24 protein-coding genes are annotated in these 22,611 nt (G+C 61.2%); 10 read left to right on the top strand and 14 right to left on the bottom strand.

All coding sequences use genetic code 11. The features are described 5' to 3' along the window. Window positions 1-51: 51 nt before the first annotated feature. Window positions 52-1,077 carry an Ldh family oxidoreductase gene (locus tag CCOS864_RS13760; RefSeq protein ID WP_115086814.1) on the bottom strand — a complete coding sequence of 342 codons (1,026 nt, stop codon included), beginning with the start codon at window positions 1,075-1,077 and terminating at the stop codon, window positions 52-54. 149 nt (window positions 1,078-1,226) lie between these two features. Here CCOS864_RS13760 and CCOS864_RS13765 point away from each other — a divergent pair, with 149 nt between their 5' ends. The 7 genes from CCOS864_RS13765 (at window position 1,227) to CCOS864_RS13795 (ending at window position 7,886) form a co-directional block, all read left to right on the top strand. After that, window positions 1,227-2,096 carry a MurR/RpiR family transcriptional regulator gene (locus CCOS864_RS13765; RefSeq protein WP_115086815.1) on the top strand — a complete coding sequence of 290 codons (870 nt, stop codon included), beginning with the start codon at window positions 1,227-1,229 and terminating at the stop codon, window positions 2,094-2,096. Window positions 2,097-2,130: 34 nt separating this feature from the next. Next, window positions 2,131-2,889, top strand: coding sequence for a transporter substrate-binding domain-containing protein (locus CCOS864_RS13770; protein ID WP_010222010.1), 759 nt, complete (start codon window positions 2,131-2,133; stop codon window positions 2,887-2,889). A 143-nt stretch (window positions 2,890-3,032) separates the two neighbouring features. Next, entirely contained in the window at window positions 3,033-3,752 is a 720-nt protein-coding gene (locus tag CCOS864_RS13775) for an ABC transporter permease (RefSeq protein WP_115086816.1), read from the top strand. Further along, window positions 3,749-4,459 carry an ABC transporter permease gene (locus CCOS864_RS13780; RefSeq protein ID WP_115086817.1) on the top strand — a complete coding sequence of 237 codons (711 nt, stop codon included), beginning with the start codon at window positions 3,749-3,751 and terminating at the stop codon, window positions 4,457-4,459. Before CCOS864_RS13775 ends, CCOS864_RS13780 begins: the two co-directional genes overlap by 4 nt. A 25-nt stretch (window positions 4,460-4,484) precedes the next feature. Next, the gene (locus CCOS864_RS13785) at window positions 4,485-5,726 is read left to right on the top strand and encodes an NAD(P)/FAD-dependent oxidoreductase (protein WP_115086818.1); all 1,242 of its coding nucleotides are present in this window, start codon (window positions 4,485-4,487) and stop codon (window positions 5,724-5,726) included. An 18-nt stretch (window positions 5,727-5,744) separates the two neighbouring features. Continuing rightward, window positions 5,745-6,533, top strand: a complete 789-nt coding sequence (locus CCOS864_RS13790; RefSeq protein ID WP_115086819.1) for an amino acid ABC transporter ATP-binding protein — start codon at window positions 5,745-5,747, stop codon at window positions 6,531-6,533. 198 nt (window positions 6,534-6,731) lie between these two features. Next, a complete protein-coding gene (locus CCOS864_RS13795) occupies window positions 6,732-7,886 on the top strand; it encodes an acetyltransferase domain-containing protein (RefSeq protein WP_115086820.1) in 1,155 nt (384 codons plus the stop codon). Window positions 7,887-7,928: 42 nt separating this feature from the next. Here the strand turns inward: CCOS864_RS13795 and CCOS864_RS13800 are convergent, their stop codons facing one another. Then, entirely contained in the window at window positions 7,929-8,222 is a 294-nt protein-coding gene (locus CCOS864_RS13800) for a hypothetical protein (protein WP_115086821.1), read from the bottom strand. Between the two features lie 161 nt (window positions 8,223-8,383). After that, window positions 8,384-8,806 (bottom strand): homoprotocatechuate degradation operon regulator HpaR, encoded by a 423-nt coding sequence (gene hpaR, locus CCOS864_RS13805; RefSeq protein WP_010222002.1) that lies wholly within the window; start codon window positions 8,804-8,806, stop codon window positions 8,384-8,386. 366 nt (window positions 8,807-9,172) lie between these two features. Between hpaR and CCOS864_RS13810 the strand changes: the two genes are divergently transcribed. Further along, a complete protein-coding gene (locus CCOS864_RS13810) occupies window positions 9,173-9,988 on the top strand; it encodes a gamma-glutamyl-gamma-aminobutyrate hydrolase family protein (RefSeq protein WP_115086822.1) in 816 nt (271 codons plus the stop codon). A 47-nt stretch (window positions 9,989-10,035) separates the two neighbouring features. Here CCOS864_RS13810 and CCOS864_RS13815 read toward each other — a convergent pair whose 3' ends face one another. The 7 genes from CCOS864_RS13815 to CCOS864_RS13845 all read right to left on the bottom strand — a co-directional run bounded on the left by CCOS864_RS13815 (window position 10,036) and on the right by CCOS864_RS13845 (window position 15,839). Then, window positions 10,036-10,959 carry an EamA family transporter gene (locus tag CCOS864_RS13815; protein WP_052251506.1) on the bottom strand — a complete coding sequence of 308 codons (924 nt, stop codon included), beginning with the start codon at window positions 10,957-10,959 and terminating at the stop codon, window positions 10,036-10,038. A 336-nt stretch (window positions 10,960-11,295) separates the two neighbouring features. After that, window positions 11,296-11,994 (bottom strand): MOSC domain-containing protein, encoded by a 699-nt coding sequence (locus tag CCOS864_RS13820; protein WP_115086823.1) that lies wholly within the window; start codon window positions 11,992-11,994, stop codon window positions 11,296-11,298. 68 nt (window positions 11,995-12,062) lie between these two features. Beyond that, window positions 12,063-12,707: a DUF1353 domain-containing protein gene (locus CCOS864_RS13825; protein ID WP_208644376.1), complete on the bottom strand. Its 645-nt coding sequence runs from the start codon at window positions 12,705-12,707 to the stop codon at window positions 12,063-12,065. 16 nt (window positions 12,708-12,723) lie between these two features. Continuing rightward, a complete protein-coding gene (locus tag CCOS864_RS13830) occupies window positions 12,724-13,422 on the bottom strand; it encodes a M12 family metallopeptidase (RefSeq protein WP_095162742.1) in 699 nt (232 codons plus the stop codon). Then, window positions 13,416-14,351 (bottom strand): hypothetical protein, encoded by a 936-nt coding sequence (locus tag CCOS864_RS13835; RefSeq protein WP_038995485.1) that lies wholly within the window; start codon window positions 14,349-14,351, stop codon window positions 13,416-13,418. The genes CCOS864_RS13830 and CCOS864_RS13835 overlap by 7 nt, the downstream gene beginning before the upstream one ends. Before the next feature lie 14 nt (window positions 14,352-14,365). After that, window positions 14,366-15,445 (bottom strand): S1 family peptidase, encoded by a 1,080-nt coding sequence (locus CCOS864_RS13840; RefSeq protein WP_038995486.1) that lies wholly within the window; start codon window positions 15,443-15,445, stop codon window positions 14,366-14,368. Between the two features lie 37 nt (window positions 15,446-15,482). After that, window positions 15,483-15,839 (bottom strand): hypothetical protein, encoded by a 357-nt coding sequence (locus tag CCOS864_RS13845; protein WP_038995487.1) that lies wholly within the window; start codon window positions 15,837-15,839, stop codon window positions 15,483-15,485. A 296-nt stretch (window positions 15,840-16,135) separates the two neighbouring features. On the opposite strand from CCOS864_RS13845, the gene CCOS864_RS13850 reads away from it, so the two are divergent. Continuing rightward, window positions 16,136-16,522: a hypothetical protein gene (locus tag CCOS864_RS13850; RefSeq protein WP_208644377.1), complete on the top strand. Its 387-nt coding sequence runs from the start codon at window positions 16,136-16,138 to the stop codon at window positions 16,520-16,522. A 28-nt stretch (window positions 16,523-16,550) separates the two neighbouring features. On the opposite strand, the gene CCOS864_RS13855 is transcribed toward CCOS864_RS13850, so the two are convergent. Then, a complete protein-coding gene (locus CCOS864_RS13855; RefSeq protein ID WP_115086824.1) occupies window positions 16,551-17,495 on the bottom strand; it encodes a DMT family transporter in 945 nt (314 codons plus the stop codon). Window positions 17,496-17,645: 150 nt separating this feature from the next. On the opposite strand from CCOS864_RS13855, the gene gcvA reads away from it, so the two are divergent. After that, window positions 17,646-18,515 (top strand): transcriptional regulator GcvA, encoded by an 870-nt coding sequence (gcvA, locus tag CCOS864_RS13860; protein WP_095162736.1) that lies wholly within the window; start codon window positions 17,646-17,648, stop codon window positions 18,513-18,515. 39 nt (window positions 18,516-18,554) lie between these two features. Here the strand turns inward: gcvA and CCOS864_RS13865 are convergent, their stop codons facing one another. From CCOS864_RS13865 to CCOS864_RS13875, 3 genes are read right to left on the bottom strand one after another with little or no spacing between them, the layout of a single operon-like run. Then, window positions 18,555-21,029 carry a TonB-dependent siderophore receptor gene (locus CCOS864_RS13865; protein ID WP_415842489.1) on the bottom strand — a complete coding sequence of 825 codons (2,475 nt, stop codon included), beginning with the start codon at window positions 21,027-21,029 and terminating at the stop codon, window positions 18,555-18,557. Between the two features lie 54 nt (window positions 21,030-21,083). Next, on the bottom strand, window positions 21,084-22,058 hold the full coding sequence (locus tag CCOS864_RS13870; protein ID WP_115086825.1) for a FecR domain-containing protein: 975 nt from the start codon (window positions 22,056-22,058) through the stop codon (window positions 21,084-21,086). After that, a complete protein-coding gene (locus tag CCOS864_RS13875) occupies window positions 22,055-22,561 on the bottom strand; it encodes a sigma-70 family RNA polymerase sigma factor (RefSeq protein ID WP_115087120.1) in 507 nt (168 codons plus the stop codon). Before CCOS864_RS13875 ends, CCOS864_RS13870 begins: the two co-directional genes overlap by 4 nt. Between the last annotated feature and the right edge of the window lie 50 nt (window positions 22,562-22,611).

Consider the following 22,611-nt stretch of genomic DNA (forward strand, 5'->3'; position numbering starts at 1 on the left):
AGCAAAAACCCTGTGGGAGCTGGCTTGCCAGCGATAGCGTGCTCAAGTTCACTACTGGGCCAAGCCCTGCAACTGCTCAAGCTCCGCCACTGTCAGCGTCACGCCCTGCTTTGCCGACTGCTCACGCTCACGGAAGCGGCGCTCGCCCGGCAGGCGCTGCAAGCCCACCGCCTGCATCTGCCGCACCAGGTCACGGCTGCGTTCGGCAAAGCGGTTGCCCACCGACCTGGCCGGGTCGATGACGATGATCAGTTGCCCGGTCCAGGGCGTCTTCGCCCCCGGGTGCTGCGACCAGTCGAACTCGAACGAGAAATTGCCGCCGGTCAGCGCCGCCGCCAGCAGTTCGACCATCATCGACAGCGCCGAGCCCTTGTGCCCGCCAAACGGCAGCAGCGCACCGCCGTCGAGAATCGCCTGCGGGTCGCGGGTCGGCTCGCCTTTGTTGTCGACGCCCATGCCTTCAGGCAGCAGTTCACCCTTGCGCGCGGCGATCTGCACATCGCCGTGAGCCATGGCGCTGGTGGCCATGTCGAAGACGATCGGGTCGCTGCCGGCGCACGGCGCGGCAAAGGCGATCGGGTTGGTGCCGAACAACGGTTGCTGGGCACCATGGGGCACCACGCAAGTCATGCTGTTGACCACGCTCAGGGCCACCAGGCCTTCATCGGCAAAGGGCTCGACGTCCGGCCACAAGGCGGCGAAATGGTGGGAGTTGTGGATCGCCAGTACGGCAATCCCGGCACTGCGAGCCTTCTCTACCAGCAGCGTGCGGGCTGCCGCCAGGGCCGGCTGGGCAAAACCGCCCTTGGCGTCGACGCGCACATAACCGCTGGCAACATCTTCGACTTCGGGTACGGCCTGGCCATTGACCCAATGGCTGGCCAGGGTCGAGACATAACCGGGAATACGGAACACACCGTGGCTGTGCGCGCCATCGCGCTGGGCGCTGGCGCAGTTGAAGGCCAGGACCCGGGCCACCACTTCGCTGCAACCATGACGGACGAAAATGCGCTGCAACAAGGCCTGCAGGTCGGCAAAAGCAATCTGCGCGACAGCAGTGTCGGGACGTGCGGACATCTGAAGCTCCCTTATTGGATTTGGAGTGGGCGACAGCGATGGGCAATGGCCAGACTTTCCTCCAGTGACAGCAAACTGTCAAATATTGACTTGATGACAGAAAACATTCATTTTCTGATTCACCTGCCGCCGCCTTCGAGAATCGCCCTGTGAGCCAACCGATCAAACAGCGCCTGGAACACAGCCTGCACAACGCAGCAGCGTCCGGGCGCAAGATCGCCAGCCACATGCTCGCCAACCTCACCGACCTGCCCTTCGAAACCTCCGCAAGCCTTGCGGCAAAAATCGGCGTCAGCGAGTCGAGTGTCGGGCGCTTCTGCCGCTCGTTGGGTTACGAGCACCTCAAGGCCCTCAAACATGACCTCAAGGACGATCTGGGTGAAGGCCCGTGGCTGGTCGGTGATCGTCTGCAAGAATTTCGCCAGCAGCACGGCAAGGACGCCGCCGGCCTTGCGCGCAGCCTTGAACAGGAAGTTGGCGCGCTGGTGCGGGTTTACGAATACAGCCGCACCGCGGCGTGGGACACCGTCAGCCAGCGCCTGGCGCAGCGACGCAAGGTATTCGTCGCCGGCTTTCAGACCGAGCGCGGCATCGCCCAGTGCATGGCCCACCTGCTGCAATACCTGCGCGATGGCGTGCAGGTGGTCGATGGCAGTGCCGGGCATTTTGGCGAGGTACTGCTCAGCGCTCCGGCCGATTGCGCCCTGGTGGTGTTCGAGGCGCGCCGCTATTCCCGCCATGCCCTGACCCTGTGTCGCAAGGCGCATGCGGCAGGCATTCCGGTAACCCTGGTTACCGACACTTTTTGTGACTGGGCCGATGCCAACGCCAGTGAGGTGTTTCGCATCCCCACCGAATTCAATCTGTTCTGGGAGTCCACCGCGACGATGCTGTCGTGGGTACACCTGATGGTCAACGAGGTCTGCAAGAAGCTAGGACCGGATGTTGAAAAACGCTTGGAAGCAACTGCAGCTCTACACAACGAATTCGTTGGCTACACGTCAACGAGCAAACAATAGCAAGAGTGCAAACAACAACAGATCGAGGTGTGTCATGAAACCCGTTATCCGCTTCGCAGGGGCTTGCGCCCTGCTGCTCGCCGGCTCGACCATGGCCCAGGCCGAAACCCTGAAGATCGCCACCGAAGGCGCTTACCCTCCGTTCAACTACGTCGATTCAGACAACAAACTGCACGGCTTCGACGTCGACATCACCCACGCCCTGTGCGAGCAGATGAAGGTCGAATGCACCCTGGTGGCCCAGGACTGGGAAGGCATCATCCCGGCCTTGATGGCGAAGAAATACGACGCCGTGGTGGCGTCGATGATCAATACCGAAGAACGGCGCAAGAAGATCGCCTTCACCAACCACTACTACAAGACCCCGTTGTCGGTGGCCGTGGCCAAGGACAGTGAAATCACCGACGCGCAAACCGACTTCAAAGGCTACACGGTCGGCGCGCAATCCTCCTCGACCCAGGCTATCTATGCCGAGGACGTCTACGGCAAGGCCGGCGCCGACGTCAAACTCTACCCGACCCTCGATGAAGCCAATGCCGACCTCGCCGCCGGGCGCCTGGACGGGGTGATTGCCGACAAGTTCCCGCTGACCGAATGGCTGGGCAAGGCCGGCAAGGACTGCTGCAAGATCCTTGGCGACGTCAACGGCACCAAGGCCGACGCCTCGATTGCCGTGCGCAAGGAAGATGAAGCCCTGCGCGAACGCCTGAACAAGGCCCTGGACGCAATCGTCGCCAACGGCACCTACCAGAAGATCGCCAGTCGTTACTTCGACTTCGATATCTACCAGTAAATCTCACGTCCTGTGAGGGACCTGTGGGCGCTGGCCTTGCCAGCGATGCAGACGCCGCGCACTGACTGAATGCGTGTCGATGCCATCGCCGGCAAGGCCGGCTCCCACGGGGCTGTGTGTCTGTCTTGCGAGAGGGTTTGAGCATGCTCGAACAACTGTCACTGCTTTCCTTCGCCAGCGGCGGCTGGGGCCAGGCTCTGCTGGCCGGCGCCCTGGTGACCATTTCCCTGGCCCTGGCCTGCCTGCCCATCGGCTTGCCGCTGGGCCTGGGCGTCGCGCTCGCCGCCCGTTCCTCCAAGCGCTTCCCGCGTGCTGCCGCCACGGTGTTCTCCACCGTGTTTCGTGGCCTGCCGGAGCTTCTGACCCTGCTGATCATCTATTACGGCTGCCAGATTGCCGCGCAGAAAATTCTTGCCGCCATGGGCTACGAAGGTGAAGTGCTGATCAACACCTTCCTGGCGGCGATGATCGCCTTCAGCCTGGTGTTTGCCGCGTTCTCCAGCGAGATCTGGCTGGCGGCGTTCAAGACTGTCGCCAAAGGCCAGTACGAAGCCTCGGCGGCGCTGGGCCTGAGCAAGGCCACTACCTTTCGCAAGGTGGTCTTTCCACAGCTGGTGCGCATCGCCCTGCCGGGCCTGTCGAACAACTGGCTGTCGCTGCTCAAGGACACTTCGCTGGTGTCGACCATCTCCCTGGTCGACCTGATGCGCCAGACCAACCTTGCGGTCAGCGTGACCAAGGAGCCGATGTTCTTCTACGGCGTTGCCTGCCTGGGTTATCTGCTGTTCTCGGCGTTGTCGGGCCGGGTGTTCAATTTCATCGAGCAGTACTTCAGCCGTCATCTGCGGGGGGCACGTACATGAGCTTCGATCAACTGCTGGCCCTGGTGCTCGACCCCGACCTGCTGGAACGCTACGGCCCGCGCTTTATCGACGGCCTGCTGGTGACCGGCAAGCTGGTGGCACTGTCCTTCACCCTCGGCGCCCTGCTTGGCATGCTGCTGGCCCTGGCCAGGCTGTCGAACAACCTGGTGCTGCAACGCCTGAGCGCAGGTTACATCTACTTCTTCCGCGGCTCGCCGCTGCTCGCCCAGCTGTTCTTGCTGTACTACGGCCTGGGCTCGCTCAAGGGCTTCTGGCAGGACGTCGGTCTGTGGTGGTTCTTCCGGGATGCCTGGTACTGCACGGTGCTGGCCTTCACCCTCAACACCGCCGCTTACCAGGCCGAGATCTTCCGCGGCAGCCTGATGGCGGTCGCTCCCGGTCAGTACGAGGCAGCCAAGGCCCTCAGCCTGAAGCGTTCGACCACGTTCTTCAAGGTGATCCTGCCGCAATCACTGATCGTCGCCATCGGCCCGCTGGGCAACGAACTGATCCTGATGATCAAGGCCAGCGCCATCGCCTCGCTGGTGACCATCTACGACCTGATGGGGGTGACCAAGCTGGCGTTCTCGCGCAGTTTCGACTTCCAGATCTACCTGTGGGCCGCCGTGCTCTACCTGCTGATCGTCGAGATCGTGCGCCGCAGCCTCAAACACATAGAAGCCCGCCTGGGCCGCCACCTGCGCTGACCGCCTGCTTGTGAGGAACGTTCCAATGCATTGCCAAACCATTGTTCTGGGCGCCGGCATCGTCGGTATCTCCACGGCCCTTCATCTGCAGGCACGCGGGCGCAAGGTGATCCTCATCGACCGCGAAGAGCCCGGCAGCGGCACCAGCCACGGCAACGCCGGGCTGATCGAGCGCTCCAGCGTCATCCCCTATGCCTTCCCCCATGATCTGTCGAGCCTGCTGCGCTATGGCCTGAACCGCCAGCCCGACGTGCGCTACAGTTTCACCCACTTGCCGAAGATCGGCCCGTGGCTGTTCAAGTACTGGAAAAACTCCTCGCCAGCGGGCCTGGCCGTGGCCACGCAGGCCATGCTGCCACTGGTGCAGCGTTGCGTCGAAGAACACGACGCGCTGATCGACGCAGCGGGCCTCGGCGAACTGGTCAAGGCCAACGGCTGGATCGAGGTGTACCGCAATGAGGACGCCTACAACAACGCCGTGGCCGGTGCCCACGCGCTGAAGTCATATGGTTTGAAATACGAAATCCTCGACCGCCAGCAGCTGCACGAGCGCGAGGTCGACCTGAGCGACAATGCGGTCGGCGGCATCCACTGGCTCGACCCCAAGACCGTCAGCAACCCCGGCGGCCTGACCCGCGGCTATGCGGCGCTGTTCGTGCAGCGTGGCGGCCAGTTCATCCACGGCGACGCCCGCACCCTGCGCCAGATCGGCAGCGAGTGGCAGGTCGACAGCCGCCAGGGGCCAATCACCGCACCCGAGGTGGTGGTCGCCCTCGGGCCACAGTCGGCCGAGCTGTTCAAGCCGCTGGGTTATCGCATTCCGCTGGAGATCAAGCGCGGTTATCACATGCACTACCGGGCGCGTGACGGCGCCGAACTCAAGCATTCGATCTGCGATGCCCAGGGCGGTTACGTGCTCGCGCCGATGGCCATGGGCATCCGCCTGACCACCGGCATCGAGTTCGCCGCCAGCACCGATGCTGCCAACCAGATCCAGCTGCAGCGCTGCGAAGCCTTGGCGCGCAAGGTCTTCCCGCTGGGTGAGCGGGTCGATGCCGAGCCCTGGCTGGGCCGCCGCCCGTGCCTGCCGGACATGCGCCCGGTGATCGGCCCGGCCGCTCGCCACAAAGGCCTGTGGTTCAACTTCGGCCATGCCCACCACGGCCTGACCCTGGGCCCGGTGACCGGCCGCCTGCTGGCAGAAATGATGACCGGCGAAACCCCATTCACCGATCCTGCGCCGTACCGCGCGGACCGCTTCAACTGATCGCGGGAGAATAACAACATGACCGCTTCACTGAGCCTTGCTAGCCCTTCCCCTGCCCCTCAGGTTGATCCACGCAAGATCGTGGTGACCATTGAGGGCCTGAACAAGCACTACGGCGCCTTCCATGTGCTGCGCGACATCAACCTCAACGTGCGTGAAGGCGAACGCATCGTCCTGTGCGGGCCTTCCGGGTCGGGTAAATCGACACTGATCCGCTGCATCAACCGCCTGGAAATTGCCGAACAGGGCAACATCCGTGTCAACGACACCGACCTTGCCCTGACCACTCGCCAGGCTGCCGACGTGCGCAGCGAAATCGGCATGGTGTTCCAGCACTTCAACCTGTTCCCGCACATGAGCGTGCTCGACAACTGCACCCTGGCCCCCATGAGCGTACGCGGCCTGTCGCGCAAGGAAGCCGAAGATCGAGCGCGTTTCTACCTGAACAAGGTGGGGATCGAAAGCCAGGCCGGCAAATACCCCAGCCAGCTGTCCGGCGGCCAGCAGCAACGGGTGGCGATAGCCCGGGCGCTGTGCATGAAACCGAAGATCATGCTGTTCGACGAACCGACCTCGGCGCTGGACCCGGAGATGGTCGCCGAAGTGCTGGATGTGCTGGTGAAACTGGCCGATACCGGCATGACCATGCTCTGCGTCACCCATGAAATGGGCTTTGCCCGCCAGGTGGCGGAACGGGTGCTGTTTCTCGATGGTGGGCAGATCATTGAAGACGCCAGCCCCGAGGCGTTCTTCAACAACCCGCAGAGTGCGCGGGCCAAAGGGTTTCTGGCGCAGATACTGCACTGAGGCCTTTGGGCAAGGCTTCGCCTTGCATCGCCGGCAAAGCCAGCTCCCACAAGTTCTGCGCAGCTCTCAAGGCCAGCGCCAATCCTGTGGGAGCCGGCCTTGCCGGCGATGGGCTGCGCAGCAGCCCTTGTTCATTGTCTGGCATATTAGTTATGTTATAACGCATAACTTAGCAATTCCACGCCAGCGACCTCACCCATGCCAACCGCCCCACCCGCCAACCAACGCCTGCTCTGCATCGACGCCCTGCGCGGCCTGGTCATTGTCTTCATGCTGCTCGACCACGTGCGCGAAACCTTCTTCCTGCACCGTCAGGTCAGCGACCCGATGGACGTCGCCAACACCGACCCCTGGCTGTTCCTCAGCCGCACCCTCGCCCACCTGTGCGCCCCGGTGTTCGTCCTGCTCACCGGCCTGTCGGCTTATCTGTATGGTGAAAAGCACCAGGGCAAGGCCACGCTCTCGGCCTTCCTGTTCAAGCGCGGACTGGTGCTGGTGCTACTGGAATTTACCCTGGTCAGCCTGGCCTGGACCCTGGAGCTGCCACCCAAGGTGATCTACCTGCAGGTGATCTGGGCCATCGGCCTGAGCATGATCGCCCTGGCCGGCCTGGTGTGGCTGCCGCGATCGCTGGTGCTGGTGCTCGGCGCGCTGATCGTCGCCGGGCACAACCTGCTCGATCCGCTGCACTTCGCTGCAGGTTCGGCGATGCACATCCCTTGGGCGATCTTGCATGACCGCGGCTGGATCGAAGTGTCGGACAGCTTGCGCCTGCGCACCTCGTACCCACTGCTGCCGTGGATCGGCGTAATTGCCTTGGGCTATGCCATGGGCCCCTGGTTTGCCGGGGGTGCGGACGCGCTGGCACGTCAGCGCAAATTGCTAGTCACCGGCCTGGGCGCCCTCGTCGGCTTTGTGCTGCTGCGCCTGCTAAACGGTTACGGCGAAGCGCAGTGGCAGGTCGGTGAAACCACGCTGCGCACCCTGATGAGCGTCTTCAACATCACCAAATACCCGCCGTCGCTACTGTTCCTGGCCCTGACCCTGGGCGTCGGCGTGTTGCTGCTGCGCAGGTTCGAGCACCTGCAAAGCAACCGCGCGATACAGGTGCTGAGCGTGTTCGGCGCAGCACCGATGTTCTTCTACCTGCTGCACCTGTACGTACTGAAGTTGCTGTACCTGATCGCCGTCGCCTGCTTTGGCCTGAACCAGGACAGTTACTTTGGTTTCGACGGGGTCTGGGCGATATGGCTGACGGCAATTGTCTTGAGCATTGCGCTCTATCCGCCGGTTTGCTGGTTCGCCAGGCTCAAGGCCCGGCGCCGGGATATCGGCTGGCTCAAATACTTCTGAGCCAAGGCGTGCCCCTGCAAGCAGGGGCAGCCCCGTCACCGCTTACTGGGTATGCATTTTCGACTTTATAAAACCGGCAATGAAGGTCAGCACCGCGCCGCCGACACCGCCGCCGACGATACTGCTGATCAGCGCCGGCAGATCGAGTGAACCGCCCGCCGCCACTGCAGCGCCGGGTTCACCGGTCAAGGCCGCGAGTATCTGCCCGACGATCACCCCGCCAACCCCACCGAAAATCGAGTTGAGTAACGGGCCCATGCTCTGCTTGCTCATACCGGCTGCGTTGCCGCCCACCACACCGGCAACAATCTGAATGATCAGACTGACAATATCCATGATCCAACCCCTTTGTAGCGTTATGAATTGACGACTCGCGTCCGGCTACTACAGAAAGTCACGACCACGGGAACAGAGGCGCCTGGCTCCGGTCAACGACGGCACGCTGTTGCGGATGGGCACAGTATAGGTAGCAAGCGGCCAGCGCGCCAAAACGGCGCTCAGGGCTTGATGTTCTTCAGGCTATTGAGCAGCCCCAGCAGTGCTTGCAGTTTGTCTTCGCCGAACTGTTCGAGGATGCGCTGGTAGTTGTGCTCCATGTCTTCGCTCATGTCGACGAAGCATTGCTGGCCCTGTTCGGTCAGGCCTACGAACACCCGGCGCTGGTCCTGGGTCGACTTCTTGCGCCGCACCAGGCCATCGCGTTCCAGACGCGCCAGCACGCCGGTCATGCTCGGCTTGAGGATGCAGGCCTGCTCGGCCAGTTGATGGCTTTCCAGTTCGCCTTGCTGGCGCAGGATGCGGATTACCCGCCATTGTTGTTCGGTCAGGCCATGGGCATTGAGCGAGGGGCGGAAGAAGGCCATGGCGGCTTCGCGGGCTTGCAACAGGGTCAGGGTCAGGGACGGTCTTGGAGTGGGCATGGTTCAGGCTGGTAGTCATCGGTGACAGCCAGCTTAAGAGAAACTGCGCGATGCAGCAAAGCTGCACGGGCGCTGCTTCGGCCATACACCGGACGCTTGTTAAATATAATTAACTGGCCGTAGCAGGCGCCACACCGGTTACCGGGGCCTGCAGCCAATAATTGCATTCAGGCAATCTCAAGCTTCGCCCGTGCAATCTGAAGTCGTTTGACATATTAAACGGCTCTGGCAAGCTATATGACAGGTTTCGACCGGATACAGCCCCTTGCTTGGCGTACCGGCAGTGCTCGAAACCTCAGGCAGCGCAAAGGTTTCAGCGGCGCGCCTGCACAATAATGACAGGCTGCGCCTGTCCCAAGGTGACATATGCCCAACAGCAACATTGGCAATAAGAATCAAACCTCTCGCAAACCCGTCGTGCTGATGACCATGGGCTCCCAGGAGCGCAAAGGCCACGACTATCAGGTAATGACCCACAAATACATCGTACCGCTGGTTGAACACGCCGGTTGCGTACCTGTGCTGGTGCCGACCTGCTGCGGTACAGACGACCTCGAAGCCTACCTGGACATGGCTGACGGTGTTTACCTGACCGGCGCCGGCAGCAACATCGACCCGGCCCTTTATGGCCAGGAGAATGAAACCCCAGGCAAGGCCCAGGACCGTGACCGCGACCTGTTCGACCTGCCGCTGGTGCAACTGGCCATCGCCCGTGGCCTGCCGATCTTCGGCATCTGCCGTGGCATGCAGGAAATCAACGTGGCCCTGGGTGGTGACATCTACCAGAAGGTCTACGCCGAGCCAGGCTTCAACGACCACCGGGAAAACCCGGACGATCCGGTCGACGTGCAGTACAGCGCTGTTCACAGCGTCAAACTGGAGCAAGGCAGCTGGCTGCAAAAGCTGCTGCAGAGCGATGAAATCCGCGTCAACTCGCTGCACGGCCAGGGCCTGAAAAACCTCGGCGAAGGCATCGAACCCCTGGCCCGCGCCGAAGACGGCCTGGTCGAAGCCATCCATGCCCCGAGCCTGTCGCCTTTCCTCTTCGCGGTGCAATGGCACCCGGAATGGCAAGCGGCGAAAAACCCGGACTCGGTGAAGATGTTCCAGGCCTTTGGTGAAGCCTGCCGCAAGCAGGCTGCCAAGGGTCAGGCGGTGAAGAAGCTGGGTACGGCTGCCTGATTGTTGATTGAACTGGTTCCTTCGTGATTCGTTGGGACCAGTTCAAATCACTGCTGACACATTTTTTTCATCGCTGGCATGGCCACGAGCAGTGCCAATAGTATCCAGACAAACACTATAACTGTCGCGACGGTAACGTTGATCGGCTGCTTGTACACGACTACAGCCAGTACGAACTGAGTGGTTGGTAACAGAAACTGGAATGCGCTCATTGTCGTCAACGCTAAGTGTTTGGCCGAAAAAGCGATCAGCAGTAAAGGCAAGACCGACACGAACCCGGCAAGTAGCAGGATAATCGACGTCGACTGAGGCAACGTCCTAGGTAGTGCCATATCCCACGAAGTAAAAAACATCGCTCCGAGACAGATCAGTGATAACAGTAACGTTTCCAGCGTAGTGCCACAAAAGGCATCAATCATCGAAAACCTTTTCAGACACACATACCCGCCCCACGTAAGTGCTATCGCCAGATAGATGCCAGTATTCAGCCCCTCTGCGTACACCACCAAATAGACCAGTGCGATGCCAATCAGGAGAAAGGCAACGGAGTGCAGCCTGCTTAATCGCTCGCTCAGCATCAACACGCTGGCCGCTACCGTGATGCAGGGAGCGATCAAGTACCCCAGACCAGACTCCAGAACGTAGCCCTGGATGGAGGCGTAAATAAATACTCCCCAGTTCGTCGCCAGGAGTAATCCAGCTACCCCGTGAACGACCACACTCTTGGGCGTTAAATTCCGGTAGAGCGTAATCAGCTTGCCCAGTACCACCAGCACCAGCATCAACACAGCCAGCGAAAGGAACACCCGGTACGCAACGAGCACCAAGGGTGAAATTTCCCGCAGCGCCTTCCAGTACAGTGCCGACCCTCCCAACCAGATATTGGCGCCCACCCCAGCGATGATCGCAAGTAAGTTGCTGTTGCCTATTAGCTGCTTAGACTTTGTCGTTACGGACTCTAAAGGCGACATGGAAGGACCAGGCGGGGCCAGAGGCAGGAGGCGCTGAGCCTATTCGATATTCAGATTTGTCGAAATGCGACTTCTCTGACATTCACGAAGGATTGATCCTGGTTATCCCAGCTAGGGAAAGACCTGTAAAGCATGTCTCCGGTTTACGGACCACCTGCCGCAAACACAGCAGTGCCCAGGCCGAGTACGACTGCACCCAGCAGCGATTGCATGACTTTCTTCATGGGGTATTCCAGATCCTGTGGAATCGAGAGGTGCCGACTGGCGGCACACTCTAAAGACCGCAGCCGCGGAAAAGATTCCAAGGATGTAACCACGCAGCTGTGAGTTGCTACGTCATCCCTGTACAGGCCCCTGCAAACGCGGTGCCCAGTCCTCGACTTCGGCCTTTTCCAGACGCCGCGAAAGTGTCCGGCGCCAGGAGGCAGCCAACGGCAGTTCCAGGCACTGGCGAATGACCTCAAGGTCGACCTGCTTGTCGAACAGCACTGACGACAAGCGTGCCACCGACCACTGCGGATGCGGCCGCTCGATCAGCGCGATGTCCATACCGGCGGCCAGCACGCCCTCCTCCAACACCCGGTAGTACCAGCCGGTGCGGCCGCTTTGCTGCACCCGCAGCGACATGTCCTTCACGCCAAAGCGGTCATTGAGCTTCCAGCACGGCATGCGACCCTGGGAGATTTCCAGCAGGGCGCTGCCAGCGCGAAAACGGTCGCCCAGGCAGACGGTCTGTTCGGTCCAGCCACTCGTGCTGAGGTTTTCGCCGAAAGCGCCCGGTGCTTGCAGCAGCGGTTGCTCGCCCAACTCCGCAGCCCAGGCGGCATAGTGCTCACGCGGATAGTGGTGGATGGCCTTTTCGATCCCGCCATGCACGCGCAAATCACCCTGCTCGTCGCCGGCCAGGCCCAGCGCGGTCACTGCTACCTCACCGTCGCGCGGTAGCTTGGCGATGGCGCTGGCTGAACCCGGTCGGGTGAAGGGCACGGCACGGCCGGTCAATACGTTGTCTAGGGTCAGTTGCTGCTTCTGCATGGGTTCACTCTTATACAGATGTCAAGACTGTCTCTATTACAGCCTGGTTACTCAATTGGCAACAAGCGTCAACGGTAGACACCTGGCTGCACCTTCCACTGTGCCCAGCGGATCGTCGGATCCATGGGAAAACGCTTGAGAATGCGTTTTTCACCTCGGCGCTTGAGTTCAGCGTTGTCAGCCCAGGCTTTCCAGCCACCGGTACGAACGCCGGTATAGATCGTAGTAACCGTAGCGAAGTCAATCCTGAAATCCTTCATGCACAGTTTGAGGATCTCATCGCAAGCGTCCCGTTCAAGGGATTGGTCCCAATACAGATAGTCATGAATAACCGCTGCATACGCATAAAGACCGTCCGGTCGCAGGAGTGAATAAAACTCCCTGGGAATACTGGCAAAATCAGTCACAAAACCGACAGGCACTTCGACCGCCTCATGCTTGCCGATTTCGCCCCGCCCAGGCCTCCAGCCGATGGGCTCCCTCAAGTAGTACACTGGGTCGGCGAATCGCCCAATGAACAACGGCCCCACCGGTACCTGCTCACCAGTGGGCGAGCGTTTACCAGCTTCGTTCATCCACTGACGCATCCACTCATCAGCCACTCCCTGATCCGCATAGTCCACCGCTGTGTCGGCTTTCCTCGCTGTGCAGGCAAGCATCGGCATGATCAGGGCGCCGCCAAGACACGCCAGTGTTGTACGTCGGGTCATCATTTCATTTCCCTCTGCGTTATGGGCTTGGGTGCACAGCTGAAACCACAGGTGCCCCATAGACTGTCCGCACGGATGCTATGTCCAGCTGGCTGAGTTTTCCGTCTCCAATCCAAACCGGATTGCAATAGTTCATGATCGACGATGGGTCATAGCGAGTGACCAGGTAGTCGCCACGGATCCCCTGCGAATCGGCCTTGCACTCTTCAGGAGCATCCGGTCGGTTCTGCTCATGGGTAAAGCCAATGGCATGGCCGAACTCATGTACCGCGATGGCCGCCACACAAAATTCCAGTTGCCAGTGACAGGAAGGTCTCCAGCGTTCGGGGCGAAAGTTGAGCACCATGCCGTCCTGCATCTGATCCAGGTATCTGCCTACTCGCTTGGTATGGGGGTGATCCTCAGCAACTCTGATATGTATGCCCGGACTGGCAGCCTGGCAGGCTTGCCAGCCCTCGAAATGCAACGCACTGTTACGCTGCCAGGTGTCTTCAACGGCACGTTTGACCACTTCCCGCAACTGCCTGTCCGTACTTTGGGGGCTCTCCCAGCACACCGCGATGGTTGTGCCGGGCCACTTGCTCAATCGCACTATGGTGCCGAAGTCCTGCTCTATGATCTTTCCTGCGGGTAAAGCCGGCTGAGCGAGCGCTGCGCCTGTCTGGTTCAGCAGAACAACACTCAGACCTATCGCAACCCCGGCCATGCGACTCAACATGGCGAGAGCTCTTCGTCGCTCTCGGCAATAAATTGCTCGGCGCGTTTCTGCACGTCGATGAACTGCTGGATAATCTGCAGAATCTCGGGGTTGACGTTAGGTTGGCGCGCCAGCACCCCGGAGGTTCGATCCAGGACCCGGATGTAGCGCAAGATCGAAACCGGATGCTCCGATAGCCGTTGCGAGAGCATTTCGCTGCGCGCAATGTTCCCCGGGTCGGGGTCTACGGGCTCTGGCAACCACATGTTGGCCATCGATAGAACAATCGCCGAATCCCCAAGGCTGGCCAGGGCATCGACCGCGAAATCATCGGCTTCGTACTCCATAGCCCGATACAGTGCCTTGATGCGCAGATAGTCGCACTGGTGTTGCGGGGTCGCGACATCAGGTGGTAAAGGCACGCGATAGTGGTTGTGATATTGGTGTCCGAGTTCATGCAGATAAGCAAACTCAAGCGTCGCATCAAGCTCTTGTTCGGCCCGGGCCTCTTGAAGCGCACCAAGCGGCAAGCGTGCCCGCATCGCGCTGCAATCGGCGCCTGTCTGTTCAAGGTACTTCTCAGGAACCGTGCGCGACCCAGTCCTATCCATGTGCTTGCGGTAGCGAGCGATGCAGTTGAGCTCCCCACTTTGGGTAGCCAGGGTTGCCATGCGAGCCAGGTTTATAGTCCTGGCAACAAAAGCGTCAGGAATCTCAACTTTGCGCCCTTGAGCGTTATAGATCGAGTTTGGCTCACTGCTGGAATTGACTGAAATCACCCACTCGACCTGGCTTGCGATGTCTTTGAGCGCTGCAGTCCCTTGGCTCTGAATCTTGTCGTGCAAACGGGCCAGCCTATCCGTGCTGTGTTCGACGCGAATCGCTTGCTTCGACCAGTCCTGCGCAACAGCCTGCGTCGCGGCGATCACGCTCAACAGAATCAGCAGCACTCGTGGTCCCCTGTTCATTTCGCCACCGGCGACTGGAGCCGGGCAACTGACCCCATTGCCGTCGGGATCTGATCCAACACTACCCGTCCGACCACCCGTCGTGCTTTACCTGGCTCTTGTGCACCTACAGGCTTGAGATCCAGCGTGGCATAAGTTCCCGATTCGCTGGCAGTGCACCAGACTTCAGCCCCCTCAACCGACACACCTTCAAACTTGCAACGAGTAATTCTATAGTTGTCGCTGGCGCTGAACTTGCGTGGTGTCGGTAACGGCGAACCATCCTTCCAGTTCAGCGCAACCGGCAGGGCCAGCGTCAATGGCGTGGGCTTGTCGATGGGCGCCAGTGGATCGCTGCCAAGGCCGAACGATCCGTCAGCGTTCATGGCGACCGCGCGCAAGCACCTGACATCCTCCTGCTCTTCCAGCACGCGTTTACCGACCTGGCTCTGCTGGAAGCGGATGGAAGGTACGAACTGCGCAATACCTTGCACGTTACTGGTTTGCTCACCTACCTGGAAGCCAGTTACAGCGCCTTTGACAATCCCGACCAGATAGCCGCCACTGGTAAAGCCTGGCCCTCCACTGTTGCCGACATTCAAATTGGCGTCGGTTTGCCATAACGCAAGCGTCGGATCGGCATTGATCGAAAGGATGCCGACTGATATGCGCAGCACGTCATCGATAGGGAATCCCAGAAAAAACAGGTCAGCCCCCGGGCGGACTGCGTTGGAATCCGTGACCAGAAAGTACGGACAACCGGCTTCTACAGGCAGACCGTCGACCTTTAGCAGGGCAACATCCACATCCGTGTCGGTAATTTCCAGGTGAGCCGAGTAGGGATTGGTATTACGCGACTCCAAACGTACATTGATCTGCACAGAGTCATAGTTACCGATCGAACTAAACAAGTGGGCATTGGTGACAACGTAAGGTTGCGCCACGCGGAACCCTGAGGCGGCCTGAACCAACTCACTGGTACCGTTCGCCAACTTTCCAATTACTTCGACATGCACTATTTTTTGATGATGAGCATCCCATATCAACGTGGCTTCACTGCCGGCAACACACCACGCGGGAAGAAATAAGAACAGCATACCCAATACCATCAGGCAGCGCATATTTAACACCCCGTTATTGAGGGCCTGGCGACCAGAACATACTCAACTTTCCGCTGGGTGCCTTGATCGCCAGCCACAGCATCTTGCCATTGGCGTGAGTGGCCTGGTAGACCTCGGCCGAACCTGAGGGCGTATCTTCATTACCTTTGAACTCGACGCTGGCCAACGGGCCCAACTGGGATAAAGCCTGCGTCATGCGATCTATCTGGCCCTCACAGCTTGCCTTTACCATTGTACTCAATACCTCCGAACATTCACCTTGCATCGCCGCTTCTATGGCTTCGCGAACTTGGCCTTCAAGGTGCTCAGCCCGGGCCAACGAAGTCATCGCAAGCAGCATCGCACAGGTCACTCCGACAGCAAGTTTCATTGTCGAACCCTCCAAGTATAAAAGCGTAAATACCGATCAATATAAACTGATTTCTGGCACCTTTACTGAATGCTTTGGATCCATGACAGACGGATATGAAGTTAAGTAAAGCAGCTTTATTTTTTGCGTCATTATTTTTTCCTTATTGTTTTTCGAATAAACGCCAACCTCTATATAGCGGCAGGTTGCCAACCCCGTGCGGCCTGTGCTTCCAAATTGAAACAGGATTAGCCCAGCCCTGGGTTTGATCACGCTCACGTAGGCAGAACGCCCTTTGCCTCGCTATGCTGCAAGGCATGAACGCCACCCTGCCCACCCGCACCCCCTGCCCGCCCGGCGCCTGCGATTGCGGCCGCGAGACGCTGCAGGACCCGCGCATCCTGCTGCTGACCCGCCAGGAAGAAAAGCGCCTGCTCGAACGCCTGGAAAACCTGCAGAGCCTGGCGGACCTGGAGCACATGCAACGACGCTTGTATGAGCAGTTGGGCATTCGCGTGCAGATCACCCCGAGCTTCAATGAAGTGCGGACCATGCGTGGCATCAATATTCAAATCGAGGACCTGCCGGGCTTGTGTCGCAAGACCCGGCAGAATATTCCGGCGGCGATCCGGCGGGCGCTGGAGAAGCAACCGGAGATTGCCTACCGGCTGCTCGATGCCCATGACCTGTTGCGCGATGCCTGACACAGCAGCGCGGCAAGCTGACTGCGACCTAAATATCCCGGCCGATAAAACTGTCCGGATCCTCCGCCGCCACCCGCCGCCACTTCAGCAAGCGCCCATCGATCGCCGCCAACCCCAGGGCAATCAGCCCCATACCGATAAAGTGCCTGGTCTCCAGACGCTCCCCCAGCACCAGCACGCCAAGCACGATGGCACTGAGCGGAATCAGGAAGGTCACCAGCATCAGGTTGGTCGCCCCGGCCGTGGCCAGGATACGAAAGAACACCACATAGGCCAGCGCGGTGGAAAGCAACACCAAACCGGCCACCGCCGCCCAGGTTGTCAGGCTTGGCGCGGCCAGCTTCCAGGGTAGGTCGATCAGCAACGCCAGCGGCACCAACAAGACGGCCGACGCACTGATCTGTCCGGCGGCAGTGATCAGCGGCGCCACCCCCATGACCTTGAAGCGCCGCCCGTAAACCCCGGCCACGGCGTATGACAAGGCCGCCGCCAACACTGCCAGTTGTGCCCACAGGTTGCCGTCCAGGCCGGACCAAGCCGCCGAGCCAATCATGATCGCCACTCCGACAAAGCCCAGCGCAACACCGGCCAGCTTGTTGACGCTGATGTTTTCGTCCTCGGTCAGCAGGTGCGCAACGATCACCGCAAACAGCGGCGTGGTGGCATTGAGGATCGAGGCCAGGCCGCTGCCGATGCGGGCCTGGCCCCAGACGATCAGGCAGAATGGCAGCAGGTTGTTGAGCAGCCCCATGGCCAAAAACGCCCGCCAGATCCGCCACTCTCGCGGCATGTACAGCCCCAGCAGCCGTACCAGCGCAAGCAGTACCAGCGCCGCCAGCCCCACGCGCAGCATCACCAGGGTGAAAGGCGGCAGTTCCTTTACGGCAATACCATTGAAGAAGAACGAACCACCCCACAGTAGCGACAGGGCAATCAACAGGCCCCACTCCCTCAGGCTCATGACTTTGTTCATCGTGGCTAACTCCTCAAACGGGCGATCGAGATTGAGCTCTGCTAAGGTCAATTGGCAGCCTCTGGAGCCCTTCAATGCCAGTATTCATGGGCACCAGCACCACGACAAACGAGCATTTTTCGCCAGATGATTGAGGTGAACTAAAGCGTCATGACCCTCCCCTCACTCAGCGCCTTGCGCGCCTTCGAAGCCGCTGCCCGGCATGTCAGTATCACCCTTGCCGCCCGCGAGTTGTGCGTCACCCCCGGTGCGGTCAGCCTGCAGATCAAGGAACTGGAAGCGGCCCTGGGCGTGCAGTTGTTCGTCCGCCGCCCGCGCAGCCTCAGCCTCACCCCGGAGGGCGAGGACTATTTCGCGACCCTGCGCAGCGCCTTTCGCATGATTCGTGAGGCCACCAGTGCCCTCACTGCTCGCGCCAGACAACAGGTACTGACGCTCAGTTGCACACCCGGGTTTGCCGTACAGTGGCTGCTGCCACGGCTAGGCGGTTTCGAGGCGCAGCAAAGCGGTGTCGATGTACGCATCAGCGCCTGCAAGCGCCTGGTGGATTTCGCCCGCGACGGCATCGACCTGGCGGTGCGTCATGGCTATGGCCGCTATGACGGGCTGGTCGCCGAACGCTTGCTGGATGATGATCTGGTGCCGGTGTGCAGCCCGCACTTGCGCAACATCCACGCCCTGCACCAACCCGGCGACCTTGCCAGCGTGCACCTGCTGCACGATGAGCACCGCCACGACTGGCGGATGTGGCTGGATGCAGCCGGGGCGCCACAGGTGGAGGCCAGTGGCGGTACCTTGTTCGTAGACAGCAACGGCGCGATTGAAGCGGCCAAAGCGGGGCTGGGCGTGGCGCTGGTGCGCCGCGGCTTTGTGCAGCGGGAGCTGGATGAAGGCATGCTGGTGACGCCCTTTGCACAGGGCATCGCCAGTGAGCTGGCGTATTACCTGGTGTACCCGGCGACGGCACTGGAACGGCCGCAGGTGGCCGGGTTTCGTCAGTGGTTGCTGGCTTGTCGCTAGCAGGGATTGCTTTGCAGCCCATCGCCGGGCAAGTCGGTCTTACCAGTTATAGGTCAGGTCAGTGGTAATGGTCCGCCCTTCGCCGTAGTAGCAATCCACGTCACTGGTGCAACGGCTGACATACACCTTGTCTTCCAGGTTCTGCAGGTTGACCTGCAACTTCACCCCTTTCAGGCGCAATGGCGACTGCTGCAAGTCGTAGGAGACCATGCCGTCGTACACGGTGTAGGACGGGATGCTGAAGTGGCCATCGGCAAAATCGGTGCCGTCACTGCCGCGCACATAACGTGCACCCAACCCCATGCCCAGGCCGGCAATCGGGGTATCACCGGTGAAGTGATAGTCCAGCCACAGCGATGCGGTCATCGGCGGGGTGCCCGACGGATGACGACCTTCACGGCCATCGTTGTCCTTGGTGTAAACCACGTCGTTGCGCGATACCGAAGCGATCAGGCCCAGGTTATCGGTGAGGTTGGCCTTGCCTTCAAGCTCGACGCCGCGCGAGCGCAGTTCGCCGACCTGGCTGTTGAAGCCGGGGTTGCCGACGTCGGCGGTGAGGATGTTCTGCTGGTTGATCTCGTACACCGACAACTGAATGAAGCTGTCCTGGCCAGGCGGTTGGTACTTGATACCCGCCTCGACCTGCTTGCCGGTGGACGGCTCGAACGCCTTGCCCGCGTAGTCGGCACCGCTCAGCGGCAGGAACGACTCGGAGTAGCTGACATAAGGCGTCACGCCATTGTCGAAGGCATAGCCAAGCCCCGCGCGGCCGGTGAACTTCTCGTCCTTGACGGTGGTATGGGTGCCAGCGATCGGCTCCTTGTTATCGGCCTCGGCCCAGTCGTAGCGGCCACCGAGGGTCAGGAACCAGTTGTCCCACTTGAGCTGATCCTGCACGTACAGGCCGGTCTGATTGATGGTGCGGTCCCACTTGAACGGCTGGCCGAAGTTCATTGGCTTGCCGTACACCGGGTTGTACAGGTCGATGACCGGCGGATTGCGGTCGTACAGGCCGAGGAATTTGGAGTTGGAGTGGTAGTAATCAACGCCGATCAACAGGGTGTGGGCGACGTCGAAAGTGTTGAACTTGGCCTGGGCCATGTTATCGATGCCAAACACCTTGTTGCGCTGGGCCCAGTCGACCCCGTAGCGGGTCATCGCGCTCTGGTCGTCGGCCCCGGTGACCGGGTTGGGCACGAAGGCGTAGCCGTGCAGCGGCGCCCGGTATTTGTCATCGACGTAGGCGTAGCGGGTGTTCTGCTTGAGGGTCCAGACGTCGTCCAGCTCATGACTGACTTCATAGCCAAAGGTGTACTGCTCGCGATCGTAGGAGTTGACCCCCGGCTCGCCGATGAATCGGCTGCGCTTGATCCGCCCATTGGGGCTGGCAAACACCGTGCCCACCGCCGGCAGGCCCTGGGCTTCCGGCACGCCGTTGTCGCGCTGGTAGTGGCCGTAAACGGTCAGGCGCGTCTGCTCGTTGGGGTTCCAGGTCAGGCTCGGGGCGATCATGTAGCGCTGCTGTTCGACGTAGTCGGCCTCGCCGTTCTTGTCCAGGCCCATGCCGGTCACGCGGTACTGGTACTCGCCCTGGTCATCCACCGGGCCGGCAAAATCGAACGCGCCGTAACGCCGGTCCTGGCTGCCGCCACCGAGTTTGACTTCATGCAGCGGCGTCGCGGTCGGGCGCTTGGAGACCATGTTGATCAGGCCACCTGGCTGGTTCTGGCCATAGAGCACCGAGGCCGGGCCCTTCATCACCTCGATACGTTCCAGCGCGTACGGATCGATCTGCAGCGCACCGCCGGTACTGCCGCCGCCGTAAGGCAGGTGCAGGCCGTCCAGGTACAGCGGCGTCGGGCTGAAGCCGCGGGAGGTCGGCTCGTCGAAAATCCCGACCCGGTCGGAGAAACCACCACCGGTGATACCCGGGGTGTAGCGCAGGGCCTGGGTGACCGTCTGCGAGCCAAGCGCCTTGATTTCATCCTGGGTGATGACGTTGATGGTCTGCGGCACTTCCAGTACTGAGGTGTCGGTCTTGGTCGCAGTGCCGGTGCGCTTGGCCACATAGCCCTGGACCGGCCCCCAGGCCTCTTCGCCGGCGTTGGAAACGATCTGGGTCAGGCCCAGTTCCAGCGCCCCGCTCTGCTCGGCCGGCACCAGGTTCCAGGTGCCGCCGGCGGTGATGTTGAGGTTGAGACCGCTGCCATTGAGGGCCTGGGTTGCCGCTTGCTCGGGAGTGAACTGACCGCTGACCGCTGCCGAGCGCTTGCCCTGCAACAGTGCCGGCTTGACCGACAGCACCCGGCCGGACTGGCGGGCAATGTGGCTCAAGGCTTCGCCCAGGTCCCCGGCCGGGATATCAAAACGCTGGCTGGCGCTGACGCTGCTGTCGGTTTGCGCCTGCGCGTACAGCGGCGCACTGCTGCCCAGGGCGATGGCAAGGGCCAGCAGGCTGGGGCGGATCATGGAGTCGGGCATGGAGGTGTTGGCTCGTTCGAGGTTGTTGTCCATAACGAGGACACGCCAGTGACCGAATCCCCTCAGCGAAATCGTAATTATTTTTATTCAGATCACATCGATACGGGTCAGCCAGCCGCCAAAGCTGTCGACCCGGATCGGCAGGGTCTCGGCCAGGGAGCGCAAGGTGCGCTCGCTGTCATCCAGCGGGAAGCTGCCATAGACGCGTACCTGCGCGGCCTGCGGGCTGATGCGCAACAGCCCGGCGCGGTACGGGCGCAAGGCCTCGATCAGCTCGCCCAGAGGCTCGTCGCGGACATCGATGCGGCCATCGGCCCAGCTCGCCCGGGTGCGCAGTGAGGCCGCCACAGGCTGACTGCCGTGGCCATCAAAGCGGAAGGCCTGGCCCTCTTCCACACGCTGGGCTGGCGCGCTGCCGCTGCTGAGCATGACGCTGTGCTGTTGCACCGAAACCAGGCTCTGGCGCTCTTCCTGGCGCACGCTAAAGCGCGTGCCCAGGGCTTGCACCTGGCCTTCGCGGGTAGCGACGATAAAGGGCCGGCCCGGCTCTGCGGCCACATCGGCTTGCAGCTCACCGTCGCGCAGCAGCACCAGCCGCTGCCCGGCGCTGAAACGCACATCCACCGCGCTGCGCGCGTTCAGGCACAGGCGCGAACCATCGGCCAGGGTGAAGGTACGCCGTTCACCGGTGCCGGTGCGCAGGTCGGCAAGCAAATCGCCCAGCGGCGCCACCCGATTACCAATTGCCCCGGCGCCCAGCCCCAGCAACAACATCGCCAGACCGCCGCCCAGTGCCTTGCGCCGCGACGGCGAAGGCAAGGCACGCAAACTGCGGCTGGCCATGGCCAACTGGCCGGGGTTGCGCTGTTCGGCTTGCTGCAGATCGGCCAGGGGGTCGCCGAGCAAGGCATTGACCCGCTGCCAAGCGGCCTGATGGCCGGGAGACTGTTCGAGCCAGCTGTTGAACGCCACCAGCAACGGGCTGCCGGCAGCAACATTCTCCAGCTTGAGCAGCCAGTCCACTGCTTCGTGGGTGGCGCGGTCCAGTTGTGTGTTGCTCATTCCGGCCTCGCGCTCAGGCAATGCACGAAGGCCCGGCGCAGGTCGCGCTCGACCGTGGCCAGCGACACCCCCAGATGCTCGGCAATGCTCGGCTGGCTCATGCCTTCGAGGCGATGCAGGATAAAGGCGTGACGCACCCGCACCGGCAGGCCATCGAGCACGCGGTCGATTTCGGCCAGCGCTTCACGCACCAGCACCACGTCTTCGGCCGAGGGCATGCAGTGTTCGGGCAGGCACGCCAGCTCGTCGAGGTAGGCCTGCTCCAGCGCACGACGCCGAAACAAGTTGCTCAGCAGGCGGCGGGCGACGGTGGCGAGAAAGGCGCGGGGTTCTTCAAGGGCGGGCAAGGCGCTGCTGGTCATGGCCCGGACAAAGGTGTCCTGGGCCAGGTCCGCTGCATCGTGCGGGCAGTTCAGCCGGCGGTACAGCCAGGCGCGCAACCAGCGATGATGGTCGCTATAGAGGTGGGCGACGATAGCCTTGGAGTGGACAGAGCTCGGCACGAGGGTGATCACACATTAATGGTAATTACTCTCATTATCATGATGCGTGG

The sequence above is a fragment of the Pseudomonas wadenswilerensis genome, from assembly GCF_900497695.1.
GTDB lineage: Bacteria > Pseudomonadota > Gammaproteobacteria > Pseudomonadales > Pseudomonadaceae > Aquipseudomonas > Aquipseudomonas wadenswilerensis.